Source organism: Pseudomonas sp. Irchel 3F3 (genome assembly GCF_900187545.1).
Taxonomy (GTDB): domain Bacteria; phylum Pseudomonadota; class Gammaproteobacteria; order Pseudomonadales; family Pseudomonadaceae; genus Aquipseudomonas; species Aquipseudomonas fortuita.
Genome location: NZ_FYDS01000007.1, coordinates 480,455 through 500,828 on the forward strand (window position 1 = coordinate 480,455; position 20,374 = coordinate 500,828).

The 20,374-nt window shown below is 60.8% G+C and carries 17 protein-coding genes, 2 tRNA genes and 1 pseudogene; 15 read left to right on the top strand and 5 right to left on the bottom strand.

The window, feature by feature from the left end; translation table 11 throughout:
- Position 1 precedes the first annotated feature (1 nt).
- The 14 genes from folP to CKW35_RS18375 all read left to right on the top strand — a co-directional run bounded on the left by folP (position 2) and on the right by CKW35_RS18375 (position 13,225).
- A complete protein-coding gene (folP, locus tag CKW35_RS18310) occupies positions 2-853 on the top strand; it encodes a dihydropteroate synthase (RefSeq protein WP_016489172.1) in 852 nt (283 codons plus the stop codon).
- Positions 854-869: 16 nt separating this feature from the next.
- A complete protein-coding gene (gene glmM / locus CKW35_RS18315) occupies positions 870-2,210 on the top strand; it encodes a phosphoglucosamine mutase (protein WP_095116547.1) in 1,341 nt (446 codons plus the stop codon).
- Positions 2,211-2,275: 65 nt separating this feature from the next.
- Positions 2,276-3,031, top strand: a complete 756-nt coding sequence (tpiA, locus tag CKW35_RS18320; protein ID WP_016489170.1) for a triose-phosphate isomerase — start codon at positions 2,276-2,278, stop codon at positions 3,029-3,031.
- 4 nt (positions 3,032-3,035) lie between these two features.
- A complete protein-coding gene (gene secG, locus CKW35_RS18325) occupies positions 3,036-3,434 on the top strand; it encodes a preprotein translocase subunit SecG (RefSeq protein WP_016489169.1) in 399 nt (132 codons plus the stop codon).
- 21 nt (positions 3,435-3,455) lie between these two features.
- Positions 3,456-3,541, top strand: a tRNA-Leu gene (locus tag CKW35_RS18330).
- Positions 3,542-3,641: 100 nt separating this feature from the next.
- A tRNA-Met gene (locus CKW35_RS18335) sits at positions 3,642-3,718 on the top strand.
- Positions 3,719-3,848: 130 nt separating this feature from the next.
- Positions 3,849-4,307 carry a ribosome maturation factor RimP gene (gene rimP, locus CKW35_RS18340; RefSeq protein WP_060518513.1) on the top strand — a complete coding sequence of 153 codons (459 nt, stop codon included), beginning with the start codon at positions 3,849-3,851 and terminating at the stop codon, positions 4,305-4,307.
- 59 nt (positions 4,308-4,366) lie between these two features.
- The gene (gene nusA, locus CKW35_RS18345; RefSeq protein ID WP_016489167.1) at positions 4,367-5,848 is read left to right on the top strand and encodes a transcription termination factor NusA; all 1,482 of its coding nucleotides are present in this window, start codon (positions 4,367-4,369) and stop codon (positions 5,846-5,848) included.
- A 27-nt stretch (positions 5,849-5,875) separates the two neighbouring features.
- Complete coding sequence (gene infB / locus CKW35_RS18350; RefSeq protein ID WP_095116549.1) at positions 5,876-8,404, top strand: translation initiation factor IF-2; 2,529 nt, start codon at positions 5,876-5,878, stop codon at positions 8,402-8,404.
- A 116-nt stretch (positions 8,405-8,520) separates the two neighbouring features.
- Positions 8,521-8,919, top strand: coding sequence for a 30S ribosome-binding factor RbfA (rbfA, locus tag CKW35_RS18355; RefSeq protein ID WP_016489165.1), 399 nt, complete (start codon positions 8,521-8,523; stop codon positions 8,917-8,919).
- A 3-nt stretch (positions 8,920-8,922) separates the two neighbouring features.
- Positions 8,923-9,840 (top strand): tRNA pseudouridine(55) synthase TruB, encoded by a 918-nt coding sequence (gene truB / locus CKW35_RS18360; protein ID WP_016489164.1) that lies wholly within the window; start codon positions 8,923-8,925, stop codon positions 9,838-9,840.
- A gap of 147 nt (positions 9,841-9,987) precedes the next feature.
- Positions 9,988-10,257 (top strand): 30S ribosomal protein S15, encoded by a 270-nt coding sequence (gene rpsO, locus CKW35_RS18365; RefSeq protein WP_016489163.1) that lies wholly within the window; start codon positions 9,988-9,990, stop codon positions 10,255-10,257.
- A 249-nt stretch (positions 10,258-10,506) separates the two neighbouring features.
- Complete coding sequence (gene pnp, locus CKW35_RS18370) at positions 10,507-12,612, top strand: polyribonucleotide nucleotidyltransferase (protein ID WP_060518476.1); 2,106 nt, start codon at positions 10,507-10,509, stop codon at positions 12,610-12,612.
- Positions 12,613-12,874: 262 nt separating this feature from the next.
- Positions 12,875-13,225, top strand: a complete 351-nt coding sequence (locus CKW35_RS18375; RefSeq protein ID WP_016489161.1) for a BON domain-containing protein — start codon at positions 12,875-12,877, stop codon at positions 13,223-13,225.
- Between the two features lie 77 nt (positions 13,226-13,302).
- Here the strand turns inward: CKW35_RS18375 and CKW35_RS18380 are convergent, their stop codons facing one another.
- A complete protein-coding gene (locus CKW35_RS18380) occupies positions 13,303-13,605 on the bottom strand; it encodes a putative quinol monooxygenase (RefSeq protein ID WP_016489160.1) in 303 nt (100 codons plus the stop codon).
- A 60-nt stretch (positions 13,606-13,665) separates the two neighbouring features.
- Between CKW35_RS18380 and CKW35_RS18385 the strand changes: the two genes are divergently transcribed.
- Entirely contained in the window at positions 13,666-14,079 is a 414-nt protein-coding gene (locus CKW35_RS18385) for a VOC family protein (RefSeq protein ID WP_010955354.1), read from the top strand.
- A gap of 59 nt (positions 14,080-14,138) precedes the next feature.
- Here the strand turns inward: CKW35_RS18385 and CKW35_RS18390 are convergent, their stop codons facing one another.
- The 4 genes and pseudogenes from CKW35_RS18390 to CKW35_RS18405 all read right to left on the bottom strand — a co-directional run.
- Entirely contained in the window at positions 14,139-17,075 is a 2,937-nt protein-coding gene (locus CKW35_RS18390; RefSeq protein ID WP_095116550.1) for a DUF748 domain-containing protein, read from the bottom strand.
- Positions 17,076-17,153: 78 nt separating this feature from the next.
- A complete protein-coding gene (locus tag CKW35_RS18395) occupies positions 17,154-18,023 on the bottom strand; it encodes an oxygenase MpaB family protein (protein WP_016489159.1) in 870 nt (289 codons plus the stop codon).
- Between the two features lie 42 nt (positions 18,024-18,065).
- Positions 18,066-20,000 (bottom strand): acetate--CoA ligase, encoded by a 1,935-nt coding sequence (gene acs, locus CKW35_RS18400; protein WP_095116552.1) that lies wholly within the window; start codon positions 19,998-20,000, stop codon positions 18,066-18,068.
- Between the two features lie 198 nt (positions 20,001-20,198).
- Positions 20,199-20,374 (bottom strand): annotated as a pseudogene (locus tag CKW35_RS18405) (glucose-6-phosphate isomerase); the annotation flags it as partial.

Genomic DNA, 20,374 nt, shown 5'->3' on the forward strand with positions numbered 1-20,374 from the left:
TATGAGCTCAGTGCAGTACCCGACCCGGTTGCCTTGCGGCAACCGGGTTCTTGATTTGTCGCGTACCCATGTCATGGGTATTCTCAATATCACCCCCGATTCCTTCTCCGATGGCGGGCGCTTCAGTCAGCGCGACGAGGCCCTGCGCCATGCCGAAGCGATGGTTGCGGCCGGCGCCACGCTGATCGACATCGGCGGTGAGTCCACGCGTCCCGGCGCGCGAGCGGTATCGGTGACCGAGGAGCTGGAGCGTGTGGCACCGATGGTGGAGGCCATCAACAGTCGCCTCGATGTCGTCATTTCGGTCGATACCTCGACGCCTGCCGTCATGCGTGAATCGGCGCGCCTCGGTGCCGGGTTGATCAACGATGTACGTGCCCTGGAGCGCGATGGCGCCCTGGACGCCGCTGCGGATACCGGCCTGCCGGTGTGCCTCATGCACATGCGCGGCGAGCCGGGTAACATGCAGGACGACCCGCACTACGATGATGTGACCGCTGACGTCACGCGTTATCTTGAGCAGCGGATGGCCGCCTGTGCTGCAGCGGGCATCGATGCGAACAGAATCATCCTTGACCCGGGCTTTGGTTTCGCCAAGACACTGGCGCACAACCTGAGCCTGTTCAAGCACATGGAAGCGCTCTATCGCCTTGGGCGGCCGCTACTGGTGGGCGTATCACGAAAGAGCATGATCGGCCTGACGCTGGAACGTCCGGTCGGCGAGCGCTTGTACGGCAGCCTTGCGCTGGCGGCGTTGGCCATGACTAAAGGGGCGAGCATCCTTCGAGTCCATGATGTGGCTGAAACTGTTGATGTCGTACGCATGATTGCTGCGGTGCAAAACGCCGAATAAGAACATTGGAGTCCCTATGAGCAGAAAATACTTCGGTACCGACGGCATCCGTGGCCGCGTCGGCGAATTCCCGATCACGCCTGAGTTCATGCTGAAGCTTGGCTGGGCGGCCGGCATGGCGTTCCGCAAGCAGGGCCATTGCCGGGTGTTGGTGGGCAAGGACACGCGTATTTCCGGCTACATGTTCGAGTCTGCACTCGAAGCCGGCCTGGCTGCGGCAGGTGCCGACGTCATGCTGCTGGGGCCAATGCCTACACCGGCCATCGCCTACCTGACTCGCACCTTCCATGCCCAGGCTGGCATTGTCATCAGTGCCTCGCACAACCCACACGAAGACAACGGCATCAAGTTTTTCTCGGGCCAAGGCACCAAACTGCCGGACGAAGTCGAGCTGATGATCGAAGAGCTGCTCGATCAGCCGATGACGGTTGTCGACTCGGGCAAGCTGGGCAAGGTGTCGCGCATCAACGATGCTGCCGGCCGCTACATCGAGTTCTGCAAGAGCAGCGTGCCTAGCAGCACCAGCTTCGACGGCCTCAAGCTGGTGGTCGATTGCGCCCACGGTGCAACCTACAAGGTGGCGCCGAGCGTGTTCCGTGAGCTGGGCGCCGATGTGACCGTGCTGCATGCGCAGCCAGACGGCCTGAACATCAACGAAGGTTGCGGCTCGACCCACATCGAATCGCTGCAGGCCGCCGTACTGGTTGGCCATGCCGACCTCGGCATTGCCTTCGACGGTGACGGCGATCGCGTGTTGATGGTCGACCATACTGGCGCCATCGTCGACGGTGACGAGCTGCTGTTCATCATTGCCCGCGACCTGCACGATCGTGGCAAGCTGCAGGGCGGGGTGGTGGGTACGCTGATGAGCAACCTGGGCCTGGAGCTTGCGCTGAAGGACCTGGATATTCCGTTCGTACGGGCCAAGGTCGGCGACCGCTACGTCATGGCCGAGCTGCTGGAGCGTGAGTGGCTGATCGGTGGTGAAAACTCCGGGCACGTCGTGTGCTGCAACCACACCACCACCGGTGACGCGATCATTGCCGCGCTGCAGGTGCTGATGGCGCTCAAGCGCCGTGGCGAAACCCTGGCACAGGCCCGTCAGGCCCTGCGCAAGTGCCCGCAGGTACTGATCAACGTGCGCTTCGGCGCCAGCAAGGTCGACCCGCTGGAGCACCCGGCAGTCAAGGAAGCCAGTGCCAAGGTGACCGAGGCCCTGGCGGGGCGCGGCCGTGTTCTATTGCGCAAGTCGGGTACAGAGCCGCTGGTGCGGGTTATGGTCGAAGGCGAAGACGAAAGCCAGGTGCGCACGCACGCTGAAGCGTTGGCCAAACTGGTCGGCGAAGTTTGTGCCTGAAGGCGCTTGCCAGCGCAGATCTGGTTGGGTAAGATCTGCGCCCACTTTGACCGACGAGGTAAAGCATGCGTCGCCCTATGGTAGCTGGTAACTGGAAGATGCACGGTACCCGCGCTAGCGTCGCTGAGCTGACCGAAGGCTTGAGCAATCTCGCCTTGCCGAGCGAAGTGGAAGTCGCAGTGTTTCCATCGGCCCTGTTCATCAATCAAGTGATCGATGGCCTGGCGGGTAAAGAAATTACTGTCGGTGCACAGAATTCTGCTGTACAACCCGAACAGGGTGCGCTGACCGGGGAAGTTGCTCCGGAGCAGCTGGTCGAGGCAGGTTGCAAGTTGGTGTTGGTTGGCCATTCGGAGCGTCGCCAGATCATTGGTGAAACCGACGAAGTGCTCAATCGCAAGTTTGCAGCGGCCCAGGCCAAAGGTTTGAAGCCAGTGCTTTGCATAGGGGAAACCCTTGAAGAGCGCGAGGCTGGCAAAACGCTTGAAGTTGTCGGGCGTCAACTAAGCAGTATCATCGAGGCATTCGGTGTTAAGGCTTTTGCCAATGCAGTAATTGCCTATGAGCCTGTATGGGCCATCGGCACCGGCCTCACGGCCACGCCACAGCAGGCCCAGGATGTGCACGCCGCCATCCGCAGCCAGCTGGCGGCAGAAGATGCTGAAGTAGCTGCGAAGGTGCAGTTGCTCTACGGCGGCAGCGTGAAGGCGGCCAATGCGGCCGAACTGTTCGGCATGCCGGATATCGATGGGGGTCTCATTGGTGGGGCTTCCCTGAACGCAGACGAATTCGGTGCAATTTGTCGCGCCGCAGGAAACTGAACAAATGCTGGAAACAGTCATCGTTGTTTTTCATCTGTTGGCAGCGCTGTCGCTTGTAGTGCTGGTTCTGTTGCAACAGGGTAAGGGTGCGGAAGCAGGTGCATCTTTCGGCGCGGGTGCTTCAAACACCGTGTTCGGGAGCCAAGGGTCTGCAACGTTCCTAAGTAAATTCACTGCTATACTCGCTGCCACTTTCTTTTTGACAGCACTTGGGTTAGGATACTTCGCGAAGCAACAAGCTCACCAGCTTAGCCAAGCAGGTCTTCCAGATCCAGCAGTGCTAGAAGTGAAAGAGCCGCAAAAACCGGCAGTTAATGATGATGTACCGGTGCTCCAACAGCAGAAGAGCGAAACCACCAATAACACTGGTGATGTACCTCCTCCGGCTCAAGAGCAGAAGTAACGGGTTTCAAGTAGTAATATTGCCGAGGTGGTGGAATTGGTAGACACGCAACCTTGAGGTGGTTGTGCCCATAGGGTGTAGGGGTTCGAGTCCCCTTCTCGGTACCAATTGAAGCTTGAGAGCCCGCTTTAGCGGGCTTTCTTGTAGGTGAACGTTTGGATTTGACCCTTAACAGGGTTCGGTCTTATACTTTCGCCCCAGCTTTGTCGCGGGGTGGAGCAGCTTGGTAGCTCGTCGGGCTCATAACCCGAAGGTCGTTGGTTCAAATCCAGCCCCCGCAACCAGCTTCAGCGGAGCCCCTTTTCAGGGGCTTTTTGCTAACCGAACAGTTTTCGGCGTCGTTGTCCAACGGCGCTTTCAGGGATGGGCGCTTTGCCCATTTTTTATTTGCACAGCATGCACGAGGGGGTTCAGGTGTCGAGCAAGCTAGAACAGTTGCAGGCCTTGTTGGCCCCGGTTGTCGAGGGTCTGGGCTATCAGTGCTGGGGGATCGAGTTCGTTTCCCAGGGTAAGCATTCGGTACTGCGCATCTACATCGACAAAGACGGCGGCATCCTGGTGGAGGACTGCGAAGCGGTCAGTCGTCAGGTCAGCGCCATTCTCGATGTGGAAGATCCAATCAGCAGTGAGTACACCCTCGAGGTGTCTTCTCCAGGCATGGATCGCCCACTGTTCACTCTGGAACAGTTTGCCTCGCATGCCGGCGAACAAGTGAAGATCAAGCTGCGCTCACCCTTCGAGGGTCGTCGTAACTTCCAGGGCCTTCTCCGCGGTGTGGAGGAGCAGGATGTGGTTGTCCAGGTGGACAATCAGGAGTTCCTGTTGCCGATCGACTCGATCGACAAGGCCAATATTATTCCCAGTTTTGACTGAGACGTGCCGGGCCCGGCGGACTATCCGGGCCCAATGGCTTGCGCAAGGCGAGGCGTACGATGAGCAAAGAAGTACTGCTGGTTGTTGAATCGGTATCCAACGAAAAAGGTGTACCGCCCGGCGTCATTTTCGAAGCGCTGGAGGTGGCCCTGGCCACTGCGACCAAAAAACGTTTTGAAGACGAAGTTGATCTGCGTGTGGAAATCAACCGCCACACCGGTAGCTACGAGACCTTCCGTCGCTGGACCGTGGTCGACGAAGCCGATCTTGATGACCCGGCGATCGAAACCTGGTTGGACAAGATCAAGGACACTCATCCGGAAGCCAAGATTGGTGACGTGATCGAGGAGAAGATCGAGTCCATCGAGTTCGGTCGTATCGCCGCCCAGACCGCCAAGCAGGTCATCGTGCAGAAGGTCCGTGAGGCCGAGCGTGCCCAGGTGGTCGATGCCTACCGCGAACGCGTAGGCGAGATCATTTCCGGTACCGTCAAAAAGGTTACCCGCGACAACGTCATCGTTGACCTGGGCAACAACGCCGAGGCCTTGCTGGCCCGCGAAGATATCATTCCGCGCGAAACCTTCCGTGTGGGTGTGCGCCTGCGTGCACTGCTCAAGGAAATTCGCACTGAAAACCGTGGTCCTCAGCTGATCCTGTCGCGCACCGCGCCACAGATGCTGATCGAGCTTTTCCGCATTGAAGTGCCGGAAATTGCCGAGGGCCTCATTGAAGTCATGGCTGCCTCCCGTGATCCGGGTTCGCGAGCCAAGATCGCCGTCCGCTCCAAGGACAAGCGCATCGACCCGCAAGGCGCCTGTATCGGCATGCGTGGTTCGCGCGTCCAAGCTGTATCCGGGGAGTTGGGTGGTGAGCGTGTGGATATCGTCCTCTGGGACGATAACCCGGCGCAGTTCGTCATCAACGCCATGTCGCCGGCTGAAGTCGCGGCGATCATCGTTGATGAAGATGCCCATGCCATGGACATCGCCGTCGCCGAGGATAACCTGGCCCAGGCCATTGGTCGTGGCGGTCAGAACGTTCGTCTTGCCAGTCAGTTGACCGGCTGGACGCTGAACGTGATGACCGAGAAGGACATTCAGGCCAAGCAGCAGGCCGAAACCGGTGACATCCTGCGCAATTTCATTGATGAGCTGGAAGTCGACGAGGAGCTGGCCCAAGTGCTGGTCGACGAAGGCTTTACCAGCCTCGAAGAAATTGCCTACGTACCGTTGGAAGAAATGCTCAACATCGATGGCTTTGACGAAGATATCGTCAATGAGCTCCGCGCTCGAGCCAAGGACCGTTTGTTGACCAAGGCCATCGCTACCGAAGAAAAACTGGCAGACGCCCACCCGGCCGAAGACCTGCTCTCTCTTGAGGGTATGGACAAAGACCTGGCGGCTGAACTGGCGGTGCGCGGCGTGGTTAACCGCGAAGACCTGGCCGAGCAGTCGATCGACGATCTGCTCGACATCGACGGCATCGACGAAGAGCGTGCCGGCAAGTTGATCATGGCCGCCCGAGCCCATTGGTTCGAGTAATTAGGCGCGGCCTGAGGAGAGAAGTGCATGACGCAAGTCACGGTGAAAGAACTGGCCCAAGAGGTCGAGGCACCGGTAGAGCGCCTGCTGCAGCAGATGCGTGAGGCAGGTCTGCCGCACACCGACGCCGGTCAGGTAGTGACCGACAATGAGAAGCAGACCCTGTTGACTCATTTGAAGAGCAGCCACAAGAGCAAGGCGGAAGAACCGCGCAAGATTACCTTGCAGCGCAAAACCACCAGCACCCTGCGTGTCGCCGGTAGCAAGAGCATCAGCGTAGAAGTACGCAAGAAGAAAGTATTCGTGCAGCGCAGCCCGGAAGAAATCCAGGCTGAGCAGCAGCGTGAAGTGGAAGAGCGCCGCGCGGCTGAAAACGCCGCTCGCGACAAGGTTGACGCCGATGTTCGCCAGCGCAACGAAGATCAGGCTCGCCGTCAGGCAGCCAACTCTGCTGTAGCCGCCCCTGCGCCTGCCGCCAAGCCAGAGCCGGCACCTGCCGCTGCCCCGGCCCCGGTAGTCGCCGACGCCCCGGCCTCCGAAGACGCTGCAGCCCGTGCTGCCGAGCGCAAGAAGGACGAGACCCGTCGCAACGAAAGCCGCACCCGTGATGACGACCGTCGTCGTGGCGAGGCGCCTCGTGTGTCGATCAAGGTCAAGGTCAAGGAAAAGGAAAAGGCGCCGACTCCGCGTGCTGCTCCGCGTACCACCGACGAAGAGAGCGATGGCGCTCGTCGCGGCCGTGGTGGCAAGGGCAAGCTGAAGAAGCGTAACCAGCATGGTTTCCAGAACCCGACCGGCCCCGTCATCCGTGACGTGACCATCGGCGAGACCATCACGGTTTCCGAACTGGCCAACCAGATGTCCGTCAAGGGCGCTGAAGTCGTCAAGTTCATGTTCAAGATGGGCACCCCGGTTACCATCAACCAGGTGCTCGACCAGGAAACCGCTCAGCTGATCGCAGAAGAGCTGGGTCACAAGGTCACCCTGGTCAGCGATACCGCCCTGGAAGACTCCCTGGCCGAATCGCTGAAATTCGAAGGCCAGACCGAGTCGCGTGCGCCGGTGGTCACTGTCATGGGGCACGTTGACCATGGTAAGACCTCGCTGCTCGACTACATCCGTCGTGCCAAGGTTGCCGCTGGCGAAGCCGGTGGTATCACCCAGCACATCGGTGCCTACCACGTGGAAACCGATCGTGGCATGGTCACCTTCCTCGACACCCCGGGCCACGCAGCTTTCACCCAGATGCGTGCACGCGGTGCCAAGGCGACCGACATCGTCATCCTGGTGGTGGCAGCGGACGACGGCGTGATGCCACAAACCCGCGAAGCCGTTCAGCATGCCAAGGCAGCTGGCGTTCCGTTGGTAGTTGCGGTGAACAAGATCGACAAGCCAGGTGCTGACCTCGATCGCATCCGCAACGAACTGTCCGTCGAAGGTGTTACTTCCGAGGACTGGGGTGGTGACACTCCATTCGTCAAGGTTTCGGCGAAGATGGGTACCGGCGTCGACGAACTGCTCGAAGCCGTCCTGCTGCAGGCCGAGATCCTCGAGCTGACCGCAACCCCGACCGCTCCAGGTCGTGGCGTGGTCGTCGAATCGCGCCTGGACAAGGGCCGTGGCCCAGTGGCCACCATCCTGGTTCAGGACGGTACCCTGCGTCAGGGCGACATGGTGCTGTGCGGCTCCAACTATGGCCGCGTGCGTGCCATGCTGGACGAGAACGGCAAGCCTGTGAAGGAAGCCGGCCCGTCTATCCCGGTCGAGATCCTTGGCCTGGACGGTACTCCGGAAGCCGGTGACGAGCTGTCCGTGGTTGCTGACGAGAAGAAAGCCCGCGAAGTTGCCATGTTCCGTCAAGGCAAATACCGTGAGGTCAAGCTGGCCCGTGCTCATGCGGGCAAGCTGGAAAACATCTTCGAGACCATGGGTCAGGAAGAGAAGAAGACCCTCAACATCGTCCTCAAGACCGATGTGCGTGGTTCCCTGGAAGCGTTGAACGGGTCGCTCGCCGGCCTGGGCAACGACGAAGTCCAGGTGCGCGTGATCGGTGGTGGTGTTGGTGGTATCACCGAAAGCGACGCCAACCTGGCGCTGGCTTCGAATGCAGTACTGTTCGGCTTCAACGTGCGTGCCGATGCCGGCGCGCGCAAGATCGTCGAGCAGGAAGGTCTGGATATGCGTTACTACAACGTGATCTACGACATCATCGAAGACGTCAAGAAGGCCCTGACCGGCATGCTCGGCAGCGATGTTCGCGAGAACATCCTGGGTGTCGCCGAAGTGCGTGACGTGTTCCGTTCGCCGAAGTTCGGCGCCATCGCTGGCTGTATGGTCATCGAAGGTACCGTGTACCGTAACCGTCCGATCCGCGTTCTGCGCGAAGACGTGGTTATCTTCGAAGGCGAGCTGGAATCGCTGCGTCGCTTCAAGGACGACGCCGCCGAAGTGCGTAACGGCATGGAGTGCGGTATTGGCGTCAAGAGCTACAACGACGTCAAGGTCGGTGACAAGATCGAAGTCTTCGAGAAAGTCCAGGTGGCTCGTACCCTTTAAGGGCGAGCAAGCCGCAAACCTCCGCTACAGGGCGGTTTGCGGCACCTCTTCAGGTAGCGCCCGGTCAGGCATTGGTCTGACCGGGCGTTTGCCGCTTTAAGTTACAGGTAGCAAAAATGGCCAAAGAATACAGCCGTACCCAACGTATCGGCGATCAGATGCAGCGCGAGCTGGCCGAGCTGATCCGTCGCGAAGTCAAGGATCCACGTGTCGGTCTGGTTACCATCACCGCCGTGGACGTCAGCCGTGACCTGGGCCATGCCAAGGTGTTCATCACCGTCATGGGCGAGGAAACGCCAGATGCCGTGAAGCAGTCGTTGAAGGCACTGAACAGTGCTGCCAGCTTCCTGCGTCTGCACCTTGGCCGCTCGATGCAGCTGCGCAGCGTGCCGCAGCTGCACTTCCACTTCGATGAAAGCGTCAGCCGCGGTGTGCACCTGTCGGCGCTGATCGAGCGTGCAGTGGCCGAAGACCGCCTGCACAAGGATACCGACGAGCTGGACACCAAGGAGTAAGCGGTGGCCCAGGTCAAACGTATCCGCCGCAATGTCAGCGGCATCATCCTGCTCGACAAGCCTTTGGGCTTTACGTCCAACGCCGCCCTGCAAAAGGTGCGCTGGCTGCTCAACGCGGAAAAGGCCGGCCATACTGGCAGCCTCGACCCGCTGGCAACCGGCGTGCTGCCACTGTGCTTTGGCGAGGCGACCAAGTTTTCGCAGTACCTGCTCGATTCCGACAAGGGCTACGAAACCGTCATGCAGATGGGGCAGACTACCAACACCGGCGATGCCGAAGGTGAGGTGCTGCAGACCCGCGAGGTGACCGTTGGTCGTGCCGACATCGAGGCAGTACTGCCACGATTTCGTGGCCCTATCAGCCAGATACCGCCGATGTACTCGGCGCTCAAGCGTGACGGCCAGCCACTTTACAAGCTGGCACGTGCAGGAGAGGTAGTGGAGCGCGAGGCGCGTTCTGTTACTATTAACCGCTTGGAGTTGCTGGAGTGTGAAGGCACCCGTGCACGGCTGAGCGTAGGATGCAGCAAAGGCACCTATATCCGCACCCTGGTGGAGGATATCGGCGAGGCCCTTGGTTGCGGCGCCTATGTCGCCGAACTGCGCAGGACCCAGGCCGGGCCCTTTGCGCTGGCACAGACGGTCACGCTCGAAGCGCTCGAACAGGCCCATGCCGAAGGTGGCAACGAAGCGCTCGATCGCTTCCTGATGCCCTCGGACAGCGGTCTGCAGGACTGGCCCATGGTGTGCCTGTCCGAGCACAGTGCGTTCTACTGGCTGCATGGGCAGGCAGTACGCGCGCCCGACGCGCCACAGTTTGGCATGGTCCGGGTACAGGATCACAATGCGCGCTTCATCGGTATCGGTGAAGTGAGCGAAGACGGGCGTATTGCGCCGCGTCGGCTGATTCGGTCGGAATGACCGAAACCGCGGGGTGAGGCTTCGGCCGAGCCCTACGGAATCAAGGGTGGCTGTCAGTAGGCACGGTCACACCTTTCTTATTAATACAGGGATTTGTCCCTGGCCTATTGGACCCCGCTTGCGGGATCCGTTATCAGGAGAAGCCAAATGGCCCTCAGCGTTGAAGAAAAAGCTCAAATCGTTACCGACTACCAGCAAGCTGCTGGCGACACTGGTAGCCCGGAAGTTCAGGTTGCTCTGCTGACCGCGAACATCAACAAGCTGCAAGGCCACTTCAAGGCCAACGGTAAAGACCACCACTCGCGTCGTGGCCTGATCCGCATGGTAAACCAGCGTCGTAAGCTGCTGGACTACCTGAAGGGCAAAGACACCACTCGTTACAGCGCCCTGATCGGTCGCCTGGGCCTGCGTCGCTAATAGCGGCCTGGTCAGTGGTGTGCATGGCGTGTCTCATGCATTGGCAGCGCTGCCTGGCAGCGTTGTCTATGGGCATGCCATGCGTATCTCCGAGGTTGGCAGCCTGGTGAAGTGGAGCGCTTTGCGCTCTTCAACCAGGCTCCCAGCCTCGTGTTGTATCTGGACGGTCAATGGGGCCGATTCCCCGTTCTGCCCACACATTCGCAAGAAACCAGTTCCCCCAAGAGCCACTGAAAAAGGTAGGAAACCGTGAACCCGGTAATCAAGACATTCCAGTTCGGTCAGTCGACCGTTACTCTCGAAACGGGCCGTATTGCCCGTCAGGCAACCGGCGCCGTGCTGGTTACCGTCGACAACGACGTCACCGTGCTGGTGACCGTGGTAGGTGCCAAACAGGCTGATCCAGGCAAGGGTTTCTTCCCGCTGTCGGTTCACTACCAGGAAAAGACCTACGCCGCCGGCAAGATCCCGGGTGGCTTCTTCAAGCGTGAAGGCCGTCCTTCCGAGAAAGAGACCCTGACCTCGCGCCTGATCGACCGTCCGATCCGTCCGCTGTTCCCGGAAGGCTTCATGAACGAAGTGCAGGTCGTCTGCACCGTGGTTTCCACCAGCAAGAAGACCGACCCGGACATCGCCGCGATGATCGGTACCTCGGCTGCCCTGGCCATTTCCGGTATTCCGTTCGAAGGCCCGATCGGCGCCGCCCGCGTTGCCTTCCACGAGAGCACCGGCTACCTGCTGAACCCGACCTACGAGCAACTGGCTGCCTCGAGCCTGGACATGGTCGTTGCCGGTACCTCCGACGCCGTACTGATGGTTGAATCGGAAGCTCAAGAGCTGACCGAAGACCAGATGCTGGGTGCCGTACTGTTCGCCCACGACGAATTCCAGGCTGTTATCCAGGCTGTCAAAGAGCTGGCTGCCGAAGCTGGCAAGCCAACCTGGGACTGGAAACCTGCCGTTGCCAACACCGAGCTGTTCAACGCTATCCGCGCCGAGTTCGGCGAAGCGGTTTCGCAGGGCTACACCATCACCGTCAAGGCTGACCGCTATGCGCGCCTGGGCGAGCTGCGTGATCAGGCCATCGCCAAGTTCTCCGGTGAAGAAGGCCAGCCTTCGGCTGCCGAAGTAAAAGAAATCTTCGGCGAAATCGAATACCGCACCGTTCGCGAAAACATCGTTAACGGCAAACCGCGTATCGATGGCCGCGACACCAAGACCGTTCGTCCGCTGAACATCGAAGTAGGTGTTCTGCCGAAGACCCACGGTTCGGCGCTGTTCACCCGTGGCGAGACTCAGGCACTGGTCGTTGCGACCCTGGGTACTGCCCGTGACGCACAGCTGCTGGATACCCTCGAAGGCGAGAAAAAAGACCCGTTCATGCTGCACTACAACTTCCCGCCGTTCTCGGTAGGTGAGTGTGGCCGTATGGGTGGTGCTGGCCGTCGCGAAATCGGTCACGGTCGTCTGGCTCGTCGTTCGGTACAGGCCATGCTGCCGGCCGCTGACGTGTTCCCGTACACCATTCGCGTCGTTTCGGAAATCACCGAGTCCAACGGTTCCAGCTCCATGGCGTCGGTCTGTGGCGCTTCCCTGGCGCTGATGGACGCGGGTGTGCCGATGAAGGCACCGGTTGCCGGTATCGCCATGGGCCTGGTCAAGGAAGGCGAGAAGTTCGCCGTTCTGACCGACATCCTGGGTGATGAAGACCACCTGGGCGACATGGACTTCAAGGTAGCCGGTACCGCCAAAGGCGTGACCGCGCTGCAGATGGACATCAAGATCAACGGCATCACCGAAGAGATCATGGAAATCGCCCTGGGCCAGGCCCTGGAAGCGCGCCTGAACATCCTCGGCCAGATGAACCAGATCATTGGTCAGTCGCGTACCGAGCTGTCGGCCAACGCCCCGACCATGATCGCGATGAAGATCGACACCGACAAGATCCGTGACGTCATCGGTAAAGGCGGCGCCACCATTCGTGCCATCTGTGAAGAGACCAAGGCTTCGATCGACATCGAAGACGACGGCTCGATCAAGATCTTCGGCGAAACCAAGGAAGCGGCAGAGGCTGCCAAGCAGCGCATCCTGGGCATCACCGCCGAGGCCGAAATCGGCAAGATCTACGTGGGCAAGGTTGAGCGTATCGTCGACTTCGGCGCCTTCGTCAACATCCTGCCTGGCAAGGACGGCCTGGTGCACATCTCCATGCTGAGCGATGCTCGCGTCGAGAAAGTCACCGACATCCTGAAAGAAGGCCAGGAAGTCGAAGTACTGGTATTGGACGTGGACAACCGCGGCCGTATCAAGCTATCGATCAAAGACGTTGCCGCGGCCAAGGCCTCGGGCGTCTAAGCGACTGCCACGCTACACAGAAAGGGCCCTTCGGGGCCCTTTTTTCATGGGGTACGGGAACCTTTTGCGGACTTGCATCTTGCATGCAGGTTTACCGCGCTGATTGCAAAATGCACGACATTGAGCTTGATAGCAATTAGCTAACTTGTTGATTTTAAAGGGAACAAGCGAAGCGGGAAAGCTGGCACAGCCCATGCAACTACCTTCATACCTGCCGCCAGGACATACGGCGCAGACCTTTCGAAAAACAGGAGTGACCCACATGAAGAAGTTCGCCATTGCTGCCGCTACTGCTACCGCTCTGACCCTGACCATGGCTAACGCGGCATTCGCCCAACAGTCCACCCAGGCCCCGATGACGCTTGCGGCCGGTGAGGTGACCAAAGCCAAGGAAGCCACTTCCGATACCTGGATCACCACCAAGGTCAAATCGGACCTGCTGACTGAGAAAGGCATCCCGGGTTCCGACATCAAGGTTGAAACCAACAAAGGCGTCGTGTCGCTGTCGTCGACTACCGCCGTGACCGAATCGCAGAAAGAAATGGCGATTGCTATCACCAAGAAAATCAAAGGCGTGAAGGCCGTTTCGGCCGATGGCCTGAAAGCCGAATAAGGATTGTCCCGTCGGCCAAACGGATTTGGCCACTTACACATAAAGCCCCGGCGTGAGCCGGGGCTTTTTCATACCTGCTAGTACACCGGGTTGCGTGCGATCACATCGCTTTCGAAGCATTCCTGCTCGGCGATCAGCGGTTCTACCAGTGGGCGGCTGTCGCGAAAGTGCGCGGTCTGGGTATGGGCTTCATACGCGGCATCGTCGCGATAGATTTCGTACAGGTAAATAAGCTCTGGGTCGACCCGGTCCTGCGACACATCGAACACCAGGCAGCCTGGCTCGCTGGCGACGGAAGCGGCGGCATTGACCTTGATCGCTGCCAGAAAGGCCTCCGCGCAACCAGGCTTTACACGGGTCTTGATGAACAGGCTATACACAAGTCGCTCCTTTTGTTTTAAATTCAATTATGAATTGTATACAAAAATGGAGCTCCGCCAATGTCTGAATTGCCCGCACGTCCTGGCCGCCTGAATGGCCTGCGCCATATCGCCTTGCTGGTACCCAACCTGGAGGAATGCGAGCGCTTCTACGTCGATGTGCTGGGGATGGAAGTACTGAACCGCGCCAATGAAGACCTGGTGTACCTCACCTGCGGCAACGACAACCTTTCGTTGGGGCGTGGGGCGGGGGCGGCCAATGGGCTGCAGACTCTGGATCACTATGGGTTCATTGTGGACAGCGTGGAGGAGCTGGAAGCGTGGTACCAATACTTCAAGGCCCATGGCGTGACCTTGCTCGACCGGCCGTTCAACCATGGTGACGGGGCGCGCAGCTTCCACTTGCTGGACCCGGCGGGGAACAAGGTGCAGCCGCTGTACCACCCGGCGGTGTCGGGGCAGCGGTTGGTCTGAAGCCTGTGCCGGCCTCTTCGCGGGCGCGCCCGCGAAGCGGCCAAGCCTGCTAGAGGGGTTTACTCGGCATCCAGATGCATCGGCGTCACCACCCGCCCATCGCTTTCAGGCTGGCCCAGGCTGGTATCGATGAAATACACCCGGTCATCTTCCAGCTTGCCCTTGTCCACCAGGTAATCCTTGATGCTGCTGGCCCGCTCCTGGCCCAGTGTGCGCAGCAGGGCGGTGCTTTCGGCCCACGACTTGATCACTGCCTCGCGTAGCCTGGTGGTGCGTTCTTCGCGGCCCAGTTGCTCCCATTCGGCAGGCGGCTGCTGTTTCAGACGGGTGCGGTAGATGCCTTCAAGCATTGCCGGTTTGTCGCTCTCGTCGACCACCAGCATCGAAGCATTGGCCGGCACTTTGTCACCGCGGCGCTGCAGGATCTTGTACCAGGTGGACTGGTACTCGCGCTCCAGGCGTTGCTGGGCGATCAGTGGGCCGTCGCTGGCCTGGGCGCTGGTGCCTTCGATTTCCAGGCGCAGTTCGGGGCGCTCTTTCAGCGCCGCAGCCAGCTTGTCCAGTGACGACTGGGCATCGCCAGAGAGTTCGCTGGAGCCTGGGGCAAACGCCACGTTACCCAGGTCTTGCGAGCCCCCGCCGGTAATCAGCCCACCAATGAACTTGAACGGTGCCTGCGCCGCGCGCAGTACCAGGTTGCGCAGTGTTTGCCACACAATCGGCATTACGCTGAATTGCGGGTTGTTGAGGTCACCCGTCACCGGCAGCTCGATCGAGATCTTGCCCTCGGTATCCTTCAGCAGTGCCACTGCCAGGCGGATCGGCAGGTCTACGGCGTCCGGGCTGTCGACTTTTTCGCCCAGTTGCAGCTGCTCCACCACTACCTTGTTCTCGGCCTTGAGCTGGCCGTTGGTAATCAGGTAGTGCAGGTCGAGGTTGAGCCGGCCCTTGCGGATGCGGAAGCCGGCAAACTTGCCGGAATAGGGCGTCAACGTGGTCAGCTCGACCCGTTTGAAGCTGGTGGCGATGTCCAGGCTCGCCAATGGGTTGAACGGGTTGAGTGCGCCCTTGATGGTCACCGGTGCGTAACGGTCGACCTTGCCCTTGACGTCAACCTTGGCCGGCAGCGGCTTGCGGTTGTCGATGGTGCCGATCTGGCCGTTGAGCTGTTGAACGGCAGTGGCGAAGTTTGGGGTGAGCGACAGGTCTGCGAAGTTGGCCGAGCCATCATTGATATCGATCTGGCCGATGTGGATGCCCAGGGGCTTTTCGTTGCTGGCCGAGGCCGGCTTGGCATGGCTGCTCGCCGGGGCGCCGGCCGGTTGCGGGACCAGCAGGTCATTGACGTTGGTGGTGCGGTCTTCGTTGATGATGAAACGCGCATACGGCTGCAGCAGGGTGACCTTGTCGATCGACAGCGCATCGCCGTGCACGTAGGACAAGCCGTCGACATTCACCTGCTGCCATTTAACGAAGTCGCGGCTCTTGATGGTGTCCAGGGTATGCAACTGGTTGACCTGCGCTTTGCCGGTAATAGTGAAAGCCAGTGGCGCGGTGTTCTTCAGGTCGACCTTGAGGTCGCTGGCGAGCATGCCGCTGCGCAGCTCCAGCAGGATGAACGGGTTGATATAGGCCTGTGCCACACGCAGGTCGATGTCGCGGGTGCTCACATCCAGCTTGGCCCATATCGGCGCCAGGTTGACCTGGCCGGCCGCCTGCAGCTTGCCTTGCCTGCCTACGCCGGTGTCGAGCTTAAGCGTGAAGGGTGACTGGTTGAGGCTGTCGAAACCTTGCAGGTCGGCGTTGAGCGGGCCAATGTCCAAGGCTACCGGTTCTTTCTGGCTGCGGTCTGCCAGGTGCACCAGGTAGTTGCGCAGTTGCACGTCCTTGAGCAGCACTTGCCAAGGTTTGCCTGGCTCCTTGGCAGCTTTCTCTTCAGGCGTATGCTCGGCGGCAGCGGGCTCGGCTTTTTCCTTTGGCGTGGCCTTGGCCGGTTGGCTGGCGAACAGCTTCTGCCAGTCGAGCTGGCCGTCTTTTTCCAGCGCTGCCCAGGTTTCCAGTTTTTCGCTGCGGATCTTGCCGACACTGACCCGTTGCTTGACCAGATCGACGGAGGTTTCGCTCACGTCCAGGCTGGCCAGGCGCGCCAACGGGCGGCCATCCGGTGCCTTGATGGCGAACGGCGCGATGCGCACCGACACGTTATCCAGCAGCAGCTCGGTCTGTTTGGCGAGGTTGAGCGTGTAATGCGCATCAAGGCTGAGCACGCCATCTTCCAGCACCAGTGGCACGGCATCGCGCACGTAGGGCCAGAACAGCTTCATCTTGGCGTCGGTAACCTTCAGTGTGCCTTCGGAAGCGATCGGCGACAGGCTCAGGGTACCTTTCCAGTCGATCCGGCCACCATTGGGGCCGTTGGCCACCAGCGTCATGTCGGCATTGTCGTTGGGCAGGGTGCTGAGGTTTTTCAGCTCCAGGTTCATGTTGTCGTAGAGAAACTCGATTGGCTCGCTGGGGCGCAGGTCCTCGAAGTGCAGGTAGCCATCGACCAGCTTGATGCTGCCAATGCGTAGCGGGAACGGGTCGCTGGGCGGCTCGTCGGGTTTGGCCTCACTGGCTGGCAGCTTGAACAACCCGGTGAGGTTGAGGGCACCGTCCTTGGCGAACAGCACCTCGTTGCGTGGTTTGTCCAGCTCCACCGCTTGCACATGCAGGGCTTTGGTCCACAGGCTGTCGAGCGAAACGTTAGCGTACAGACGCTCGAAACCGACCTGCTCCTTGCCCGGCTCGCCGATCTGCAGGCCCCACAGCGTCAGCTCAAGGCTGAAGGGGTTGAGTTCGATCCGTTCGAGGTGGGCCGGCACGGTGGCGTACTGGGCCAACTGCTGGTTGGCGACGCGCAGCGCGACACCAGGAAGAATGAGGAAGCCGAGCAGGCTATAGAGGGCTACCAGGGCCACGATTGCGCCGGCGGCGCGAGTCAGTCCTTTGTACATGTGTCGCTTCGTCTGTCTAAGCAGGAGTGCTTGGAGTATGGCACGTTAAATCAGTTCCGCAGGCGCGACCACTTGGCCTCATTCGATGCCCATGCGCCGTTTGGCCCGATGCGCCGAGCCGTCGCGCATGGCCCAGCGCAGTACCGGTGCGGTGCGTTGCAGGCCCAGGCGAATCAGGCGCTGTTGCAAGGCTCCGTGCTGCAGGCCGAGCATGGCCTGTGCCCAGCCCGGCAGCAGGTCGATACCGGCGTGCAGCATCAGCTTGCCAACTGGCTGTGCCAGGCGGCTGGGGGCAGGGGCGTCGAGCAGGATCTGTATGACTTCATGGCTGCGCGTATCGCAATGCAGCTGCGGGCGCATGCGTTGCAGGTAGTCTTCGACCTGCTGACACGAACGTGGCACGTCACGGGCGCCAAGGCGCTCGGCGATCAGGGCGATTTCGTTGTAATAGGCATCCTGCTCGGTGCGCGGCAGGTGCGGGTTGCGATAACGCAGGTGGGCGGCGAGGAAACTGCTGACCTCCGCCACATGCACCCAGGTCAGCAGGTCCGGATCGCTGGCTGCGTAGGGGCGGCCGTCCGGTGCCGTGCCGGTGACCTGCAGGTGAATGGTGCGCACCTTGTCGATCAGCCATTCGGCATCGCCGGTGGCACCAAAGGTGGTACCGGAAATGAACTGGCTGGTGCGGCGCAGGCGGCCGAGCAGGTCTTCACGGAAATTGGAGTGGTCCCACACGCCGGCCAGGGCCAGCGGATGCAGCAGCTGCAGCATCAGCGCGCTGATGCCACCGACCAGCATGCTGGGGAAGTCGCCATGTACCTGCCAGCTGATGCTGTGCGGGCCGAACAGGCCCGGGTCGCCCTTGGGCGATTCCAGGTCGAGCTGGCCGAGGGCCAGCCCGGTGAGGCTCATGACCTGGGTTTCGATGCGGCGACGAAGGGCTTCCATGGCGACCTGAGGTTCAGGGCGGCCATGGACAGTGGCCGCCGGTTACTGGTTGAGGCGTTTATCGATCAGGCCCTGTACCACGCTGGGGTCGGCCAGGGTCGAGGTATCGCCAAGGTTGTCCAGCTCGTTGCAGGCGATTTTGCGCAGTATACGCCGCATGATCTTGCCTGAGCGGGTCTTGGGCAATGCGGGCGCCCACTGAATCAGCTCGGGCTTGGCGAAACTGCCGATTTCCTTGCTGACCAGGGCCAGCAGCTCGGCCTTGAGCGCATCGTCCGGGGTCACGCCATTCATGGGCGTGACGAAGGCGTACACGCCCTGGCCCTTCAGGTCGTGAGGGTAACCGACCACCGCTGCCTCGGCGACGCGGTCATGCAGCACCAGCGCGCTTTCCACTTCAGCGGTGCCGATGCGGTGCCCTGACACGTTGATCACATCGTCGATGCGCCCGGTGATCCAGTAGTCGCCATCGGCATCGCGGCGGGCTCCGTCGCCGGTGAAGTAATAGCCGGGCATGGGCTTGAAGTAAGTGTCGACCATGCGCTGGTGGTCGCCATAGACGCTGCGGATCTGGCCAGGCCAGCTGGCCTTGATGACCAGCAGGCCAGCGCCGGGGCCTTCGATCAGCTGGCCTTTTTCGTCCAGCAGTGCCGGTTGCACGCCGAACATGGGCTGAGTGGCGCAGCCGGGCTTGAGCGATTGCGAGCCGGGAAGCGGGGTGAGCATGATGCCGCCAGTTTCGGTCTGCCACCAGGTATCGACGATGGGGCAGCGTTTTTGCCCCACTTCCTCGAAATACCATTCCCATGCTTCGGGGTTGATCGGCTCGCCGACGCTGCCCAGCAGGCGCAGGCTTTTGCGCGAAGTGCCCTGCAGCGGTGCGGACCCCTCGCGCATCAGTGCGCGCAGGGCGGTCGGTGCGGTGTAGAAGATGTTCACCTGATGCTTGTCCACCACTTGCCAGAAGCGCGAGGTGTCCGGGTAGTTGGGCACGCCTTCGAACATCAGCGAGATCGCGCCATTGGCCAGCGGGCCATAGACGATGTAGCTGTGGCCGGTAACCCAGCCTACGTCGGCGGTGCACCAGAACACCTCGCCGTCGCGGTAATCGAACACTACCTTGAAGGTCATCGTCGCCTGCAGCAGGTAGCCGCCGGTGGTGTGCAGCACGCCTTTGGGTTTGCCGGTGCTGCCGGAGGTGTAGAGGATGAACAGCGGATCTTCGGCCTCCATCGGCTCGGGTGGGCAGTCGTCGCCGGCTTTGTCGGTCACCTCGTGGTACCAGACGTCGCGGCCTTCGGCCCAGCTCACATCGCTGCCGGTGCGGCGTACCACGAACACGCTGCTGACCGCGGGGCAGCTGACCAGGGCCTTGTCGACGTTCTGCTTCAGCGGGATGCGCTTGCCACCGCGCACGCCTTCATCGGCGGTGATCACAGTGCGGCAATCGGCGTCGAGGATGCGGTCACGCAGGGCGTCGGGGGAGAAACCGCCGAACACCACCGAGTGGATGGCGCCGATGCGGGTGCAGGCGAGCATGGCGAAGGCGGCTTCGGGGATCATCGGCATGTAGATGCATACCCGGTCGCCTTTTTTCACGCCGCGGGCCTTCATCGCATTGGCCAGGCGGCAGACCTGGCGGTGCAGTTCGCGGTAGGTGATGGCCTTGGCGTCGTGGGGATCGTCGCCTTCCCACAGCAGCGCGGTTTGCTCTGCGCGCTGGGCCAGGTGACGGTCGATGCAGTTGTAGCTGACGTTGAGCTGAGCGCCGTCGAACCAGCGAGCCTTGCCGGTGCTCAAGTCGCATTGCTGCACGCTTGACCAGGGCTTGACCCAGTCAAGGCGCTTGGCCTGTTCGGCCCAGAAGGTGTCAGGGTCGTCGACTGACTGGCGGTAGAGGCGGCGGTAGTCGTCGGGGGTGAGGGTGGCAGACTGGCTGACGGCCAGTGCCTGGGGGTAATTGCGGATATCGAACATGGCGGGTGGTCCTGCTCTTGTAAGGGGCGATGGACTGCAACGGCTATTCGATAGGACAGTGTAGCTGGGAGCGGTGTTCAACCTGTGCTGGCCTCTTCGCGGGTGAACCCGCTCCCACAGGGACCGCACGATGCGTGGAACTTGTGCAGTACCTGTGGGAGCGGGTTTACCCGCGAATAGCCCCGTGCAGGCGTTAGCTCACCCGCGGTGACGGCCGCGGAAGTAGTTGATCAGGCCTTGGGTGGAACCGTCTTCGGCGCTGTCTTCCAGGGTGCCAACCAGGCGTTGGTACACACCCTTGCCCAGCTCTTTGCCCAGCTCCACGCCCCACTGGTCAAAGGCGTTGATGCCCCAGATGACGCTCTGCACGAACA

What these genes read in the sequence shown, in the direction of transcription:
- folP (WP_016489172.1), top strand. Translation starts at nt 2, where the DNA reads ATGAGCTCAGTGCAGTACCCGACCCGGTTGCCTTGCGGCAACCGGGTT.
- tpiA (WP_016489170.1), top strand. Translation starts at nt 2,276, where the DNA reads ATGCGTCGCCCTATGGTAGCTGGTAACTGGAAGATGCACGGTACCCGC.
- glmM (WP_095116547.1), top strand. Translation starts at nt 870, where the DNA reads ATGAGCAGAAAATACTTCGGTACCGACGGCATCCGTGGCCGCGTCGGC.
- CKW35_RS18390 (WP_095116550.1), bottom strand. Translation starts at nt 17,075, where the DNA reads ATGTACAAAGGACTGACTCGCGCCGCCGGCGCAATCGTGGCCCTGGTA.
- infB (WP_095116549.1), top strand. Translation starts at nt 5,876, where the DNA reads ATGACGCAAGTCACGGTGAAAGAACTGGCCCAAGAGGTCGAGGCACCG.
- CKW35_RS18395 (WP_016489159.1), bottom strand. Translation starts at nt 18,023, where the DNA reads ATGGAAGCCCTTCGTCGCCGCATCGAAACCCAGGTCATGAGCCTCACC.
- rpsO (WP_016489163.1), top strand. Translation starts at nt 9,988, where the DNA reads ATGGCCCTCAGCGTTGAAGAAAAAGCTCAAATCGTTACCGACTACCAG.
- nusA (WP_016489167.1), top strand. Translation starts at nt 4,367, where the DNA reads ATGAGCAAAGAAGTACTGCTGGTTGTTGAATCGGTATCCAACGAAAAA.
- acs (WP_095116552.1), bottom strand. Translation starts at nt 20,000, where the DNA reads ATGTTCGATATCCGCAATTACCCCCAGGCACTGGCCGTCAGCCAGTCT.
- CKW35_RS18375 (WP_016489161.1), top strand. Translation starts at nt 12,875, where the DNA reads ATGAAGAAGTTCGCCATTGCTGCCGCTACTGCTACCGCTCTGACCCTG.
- rbfA (WP_016489165.1), top strand. Translation starts at nt 8,521, where the DNA reads ATGGCCAAAGAATACAGCCGTACCCAACGTATCGGCGATCAGATGCAG.
- CKW35_RS18385 (WP_010955354.1), top strand. Translation starts at nt 13,666, where the DNA reads ATGTCTGAATTGCCCGCACGTCCTGGCCGCCTGAATGGCCTGCGCCAT.
- secG (WP_016489169.1), top strand. Translation starts at nt 3,036, where the DNA reads ATGCTGGAAACAGTCATCGTTGTTTTTCATCTGTTGGCAGCGCTGTCG.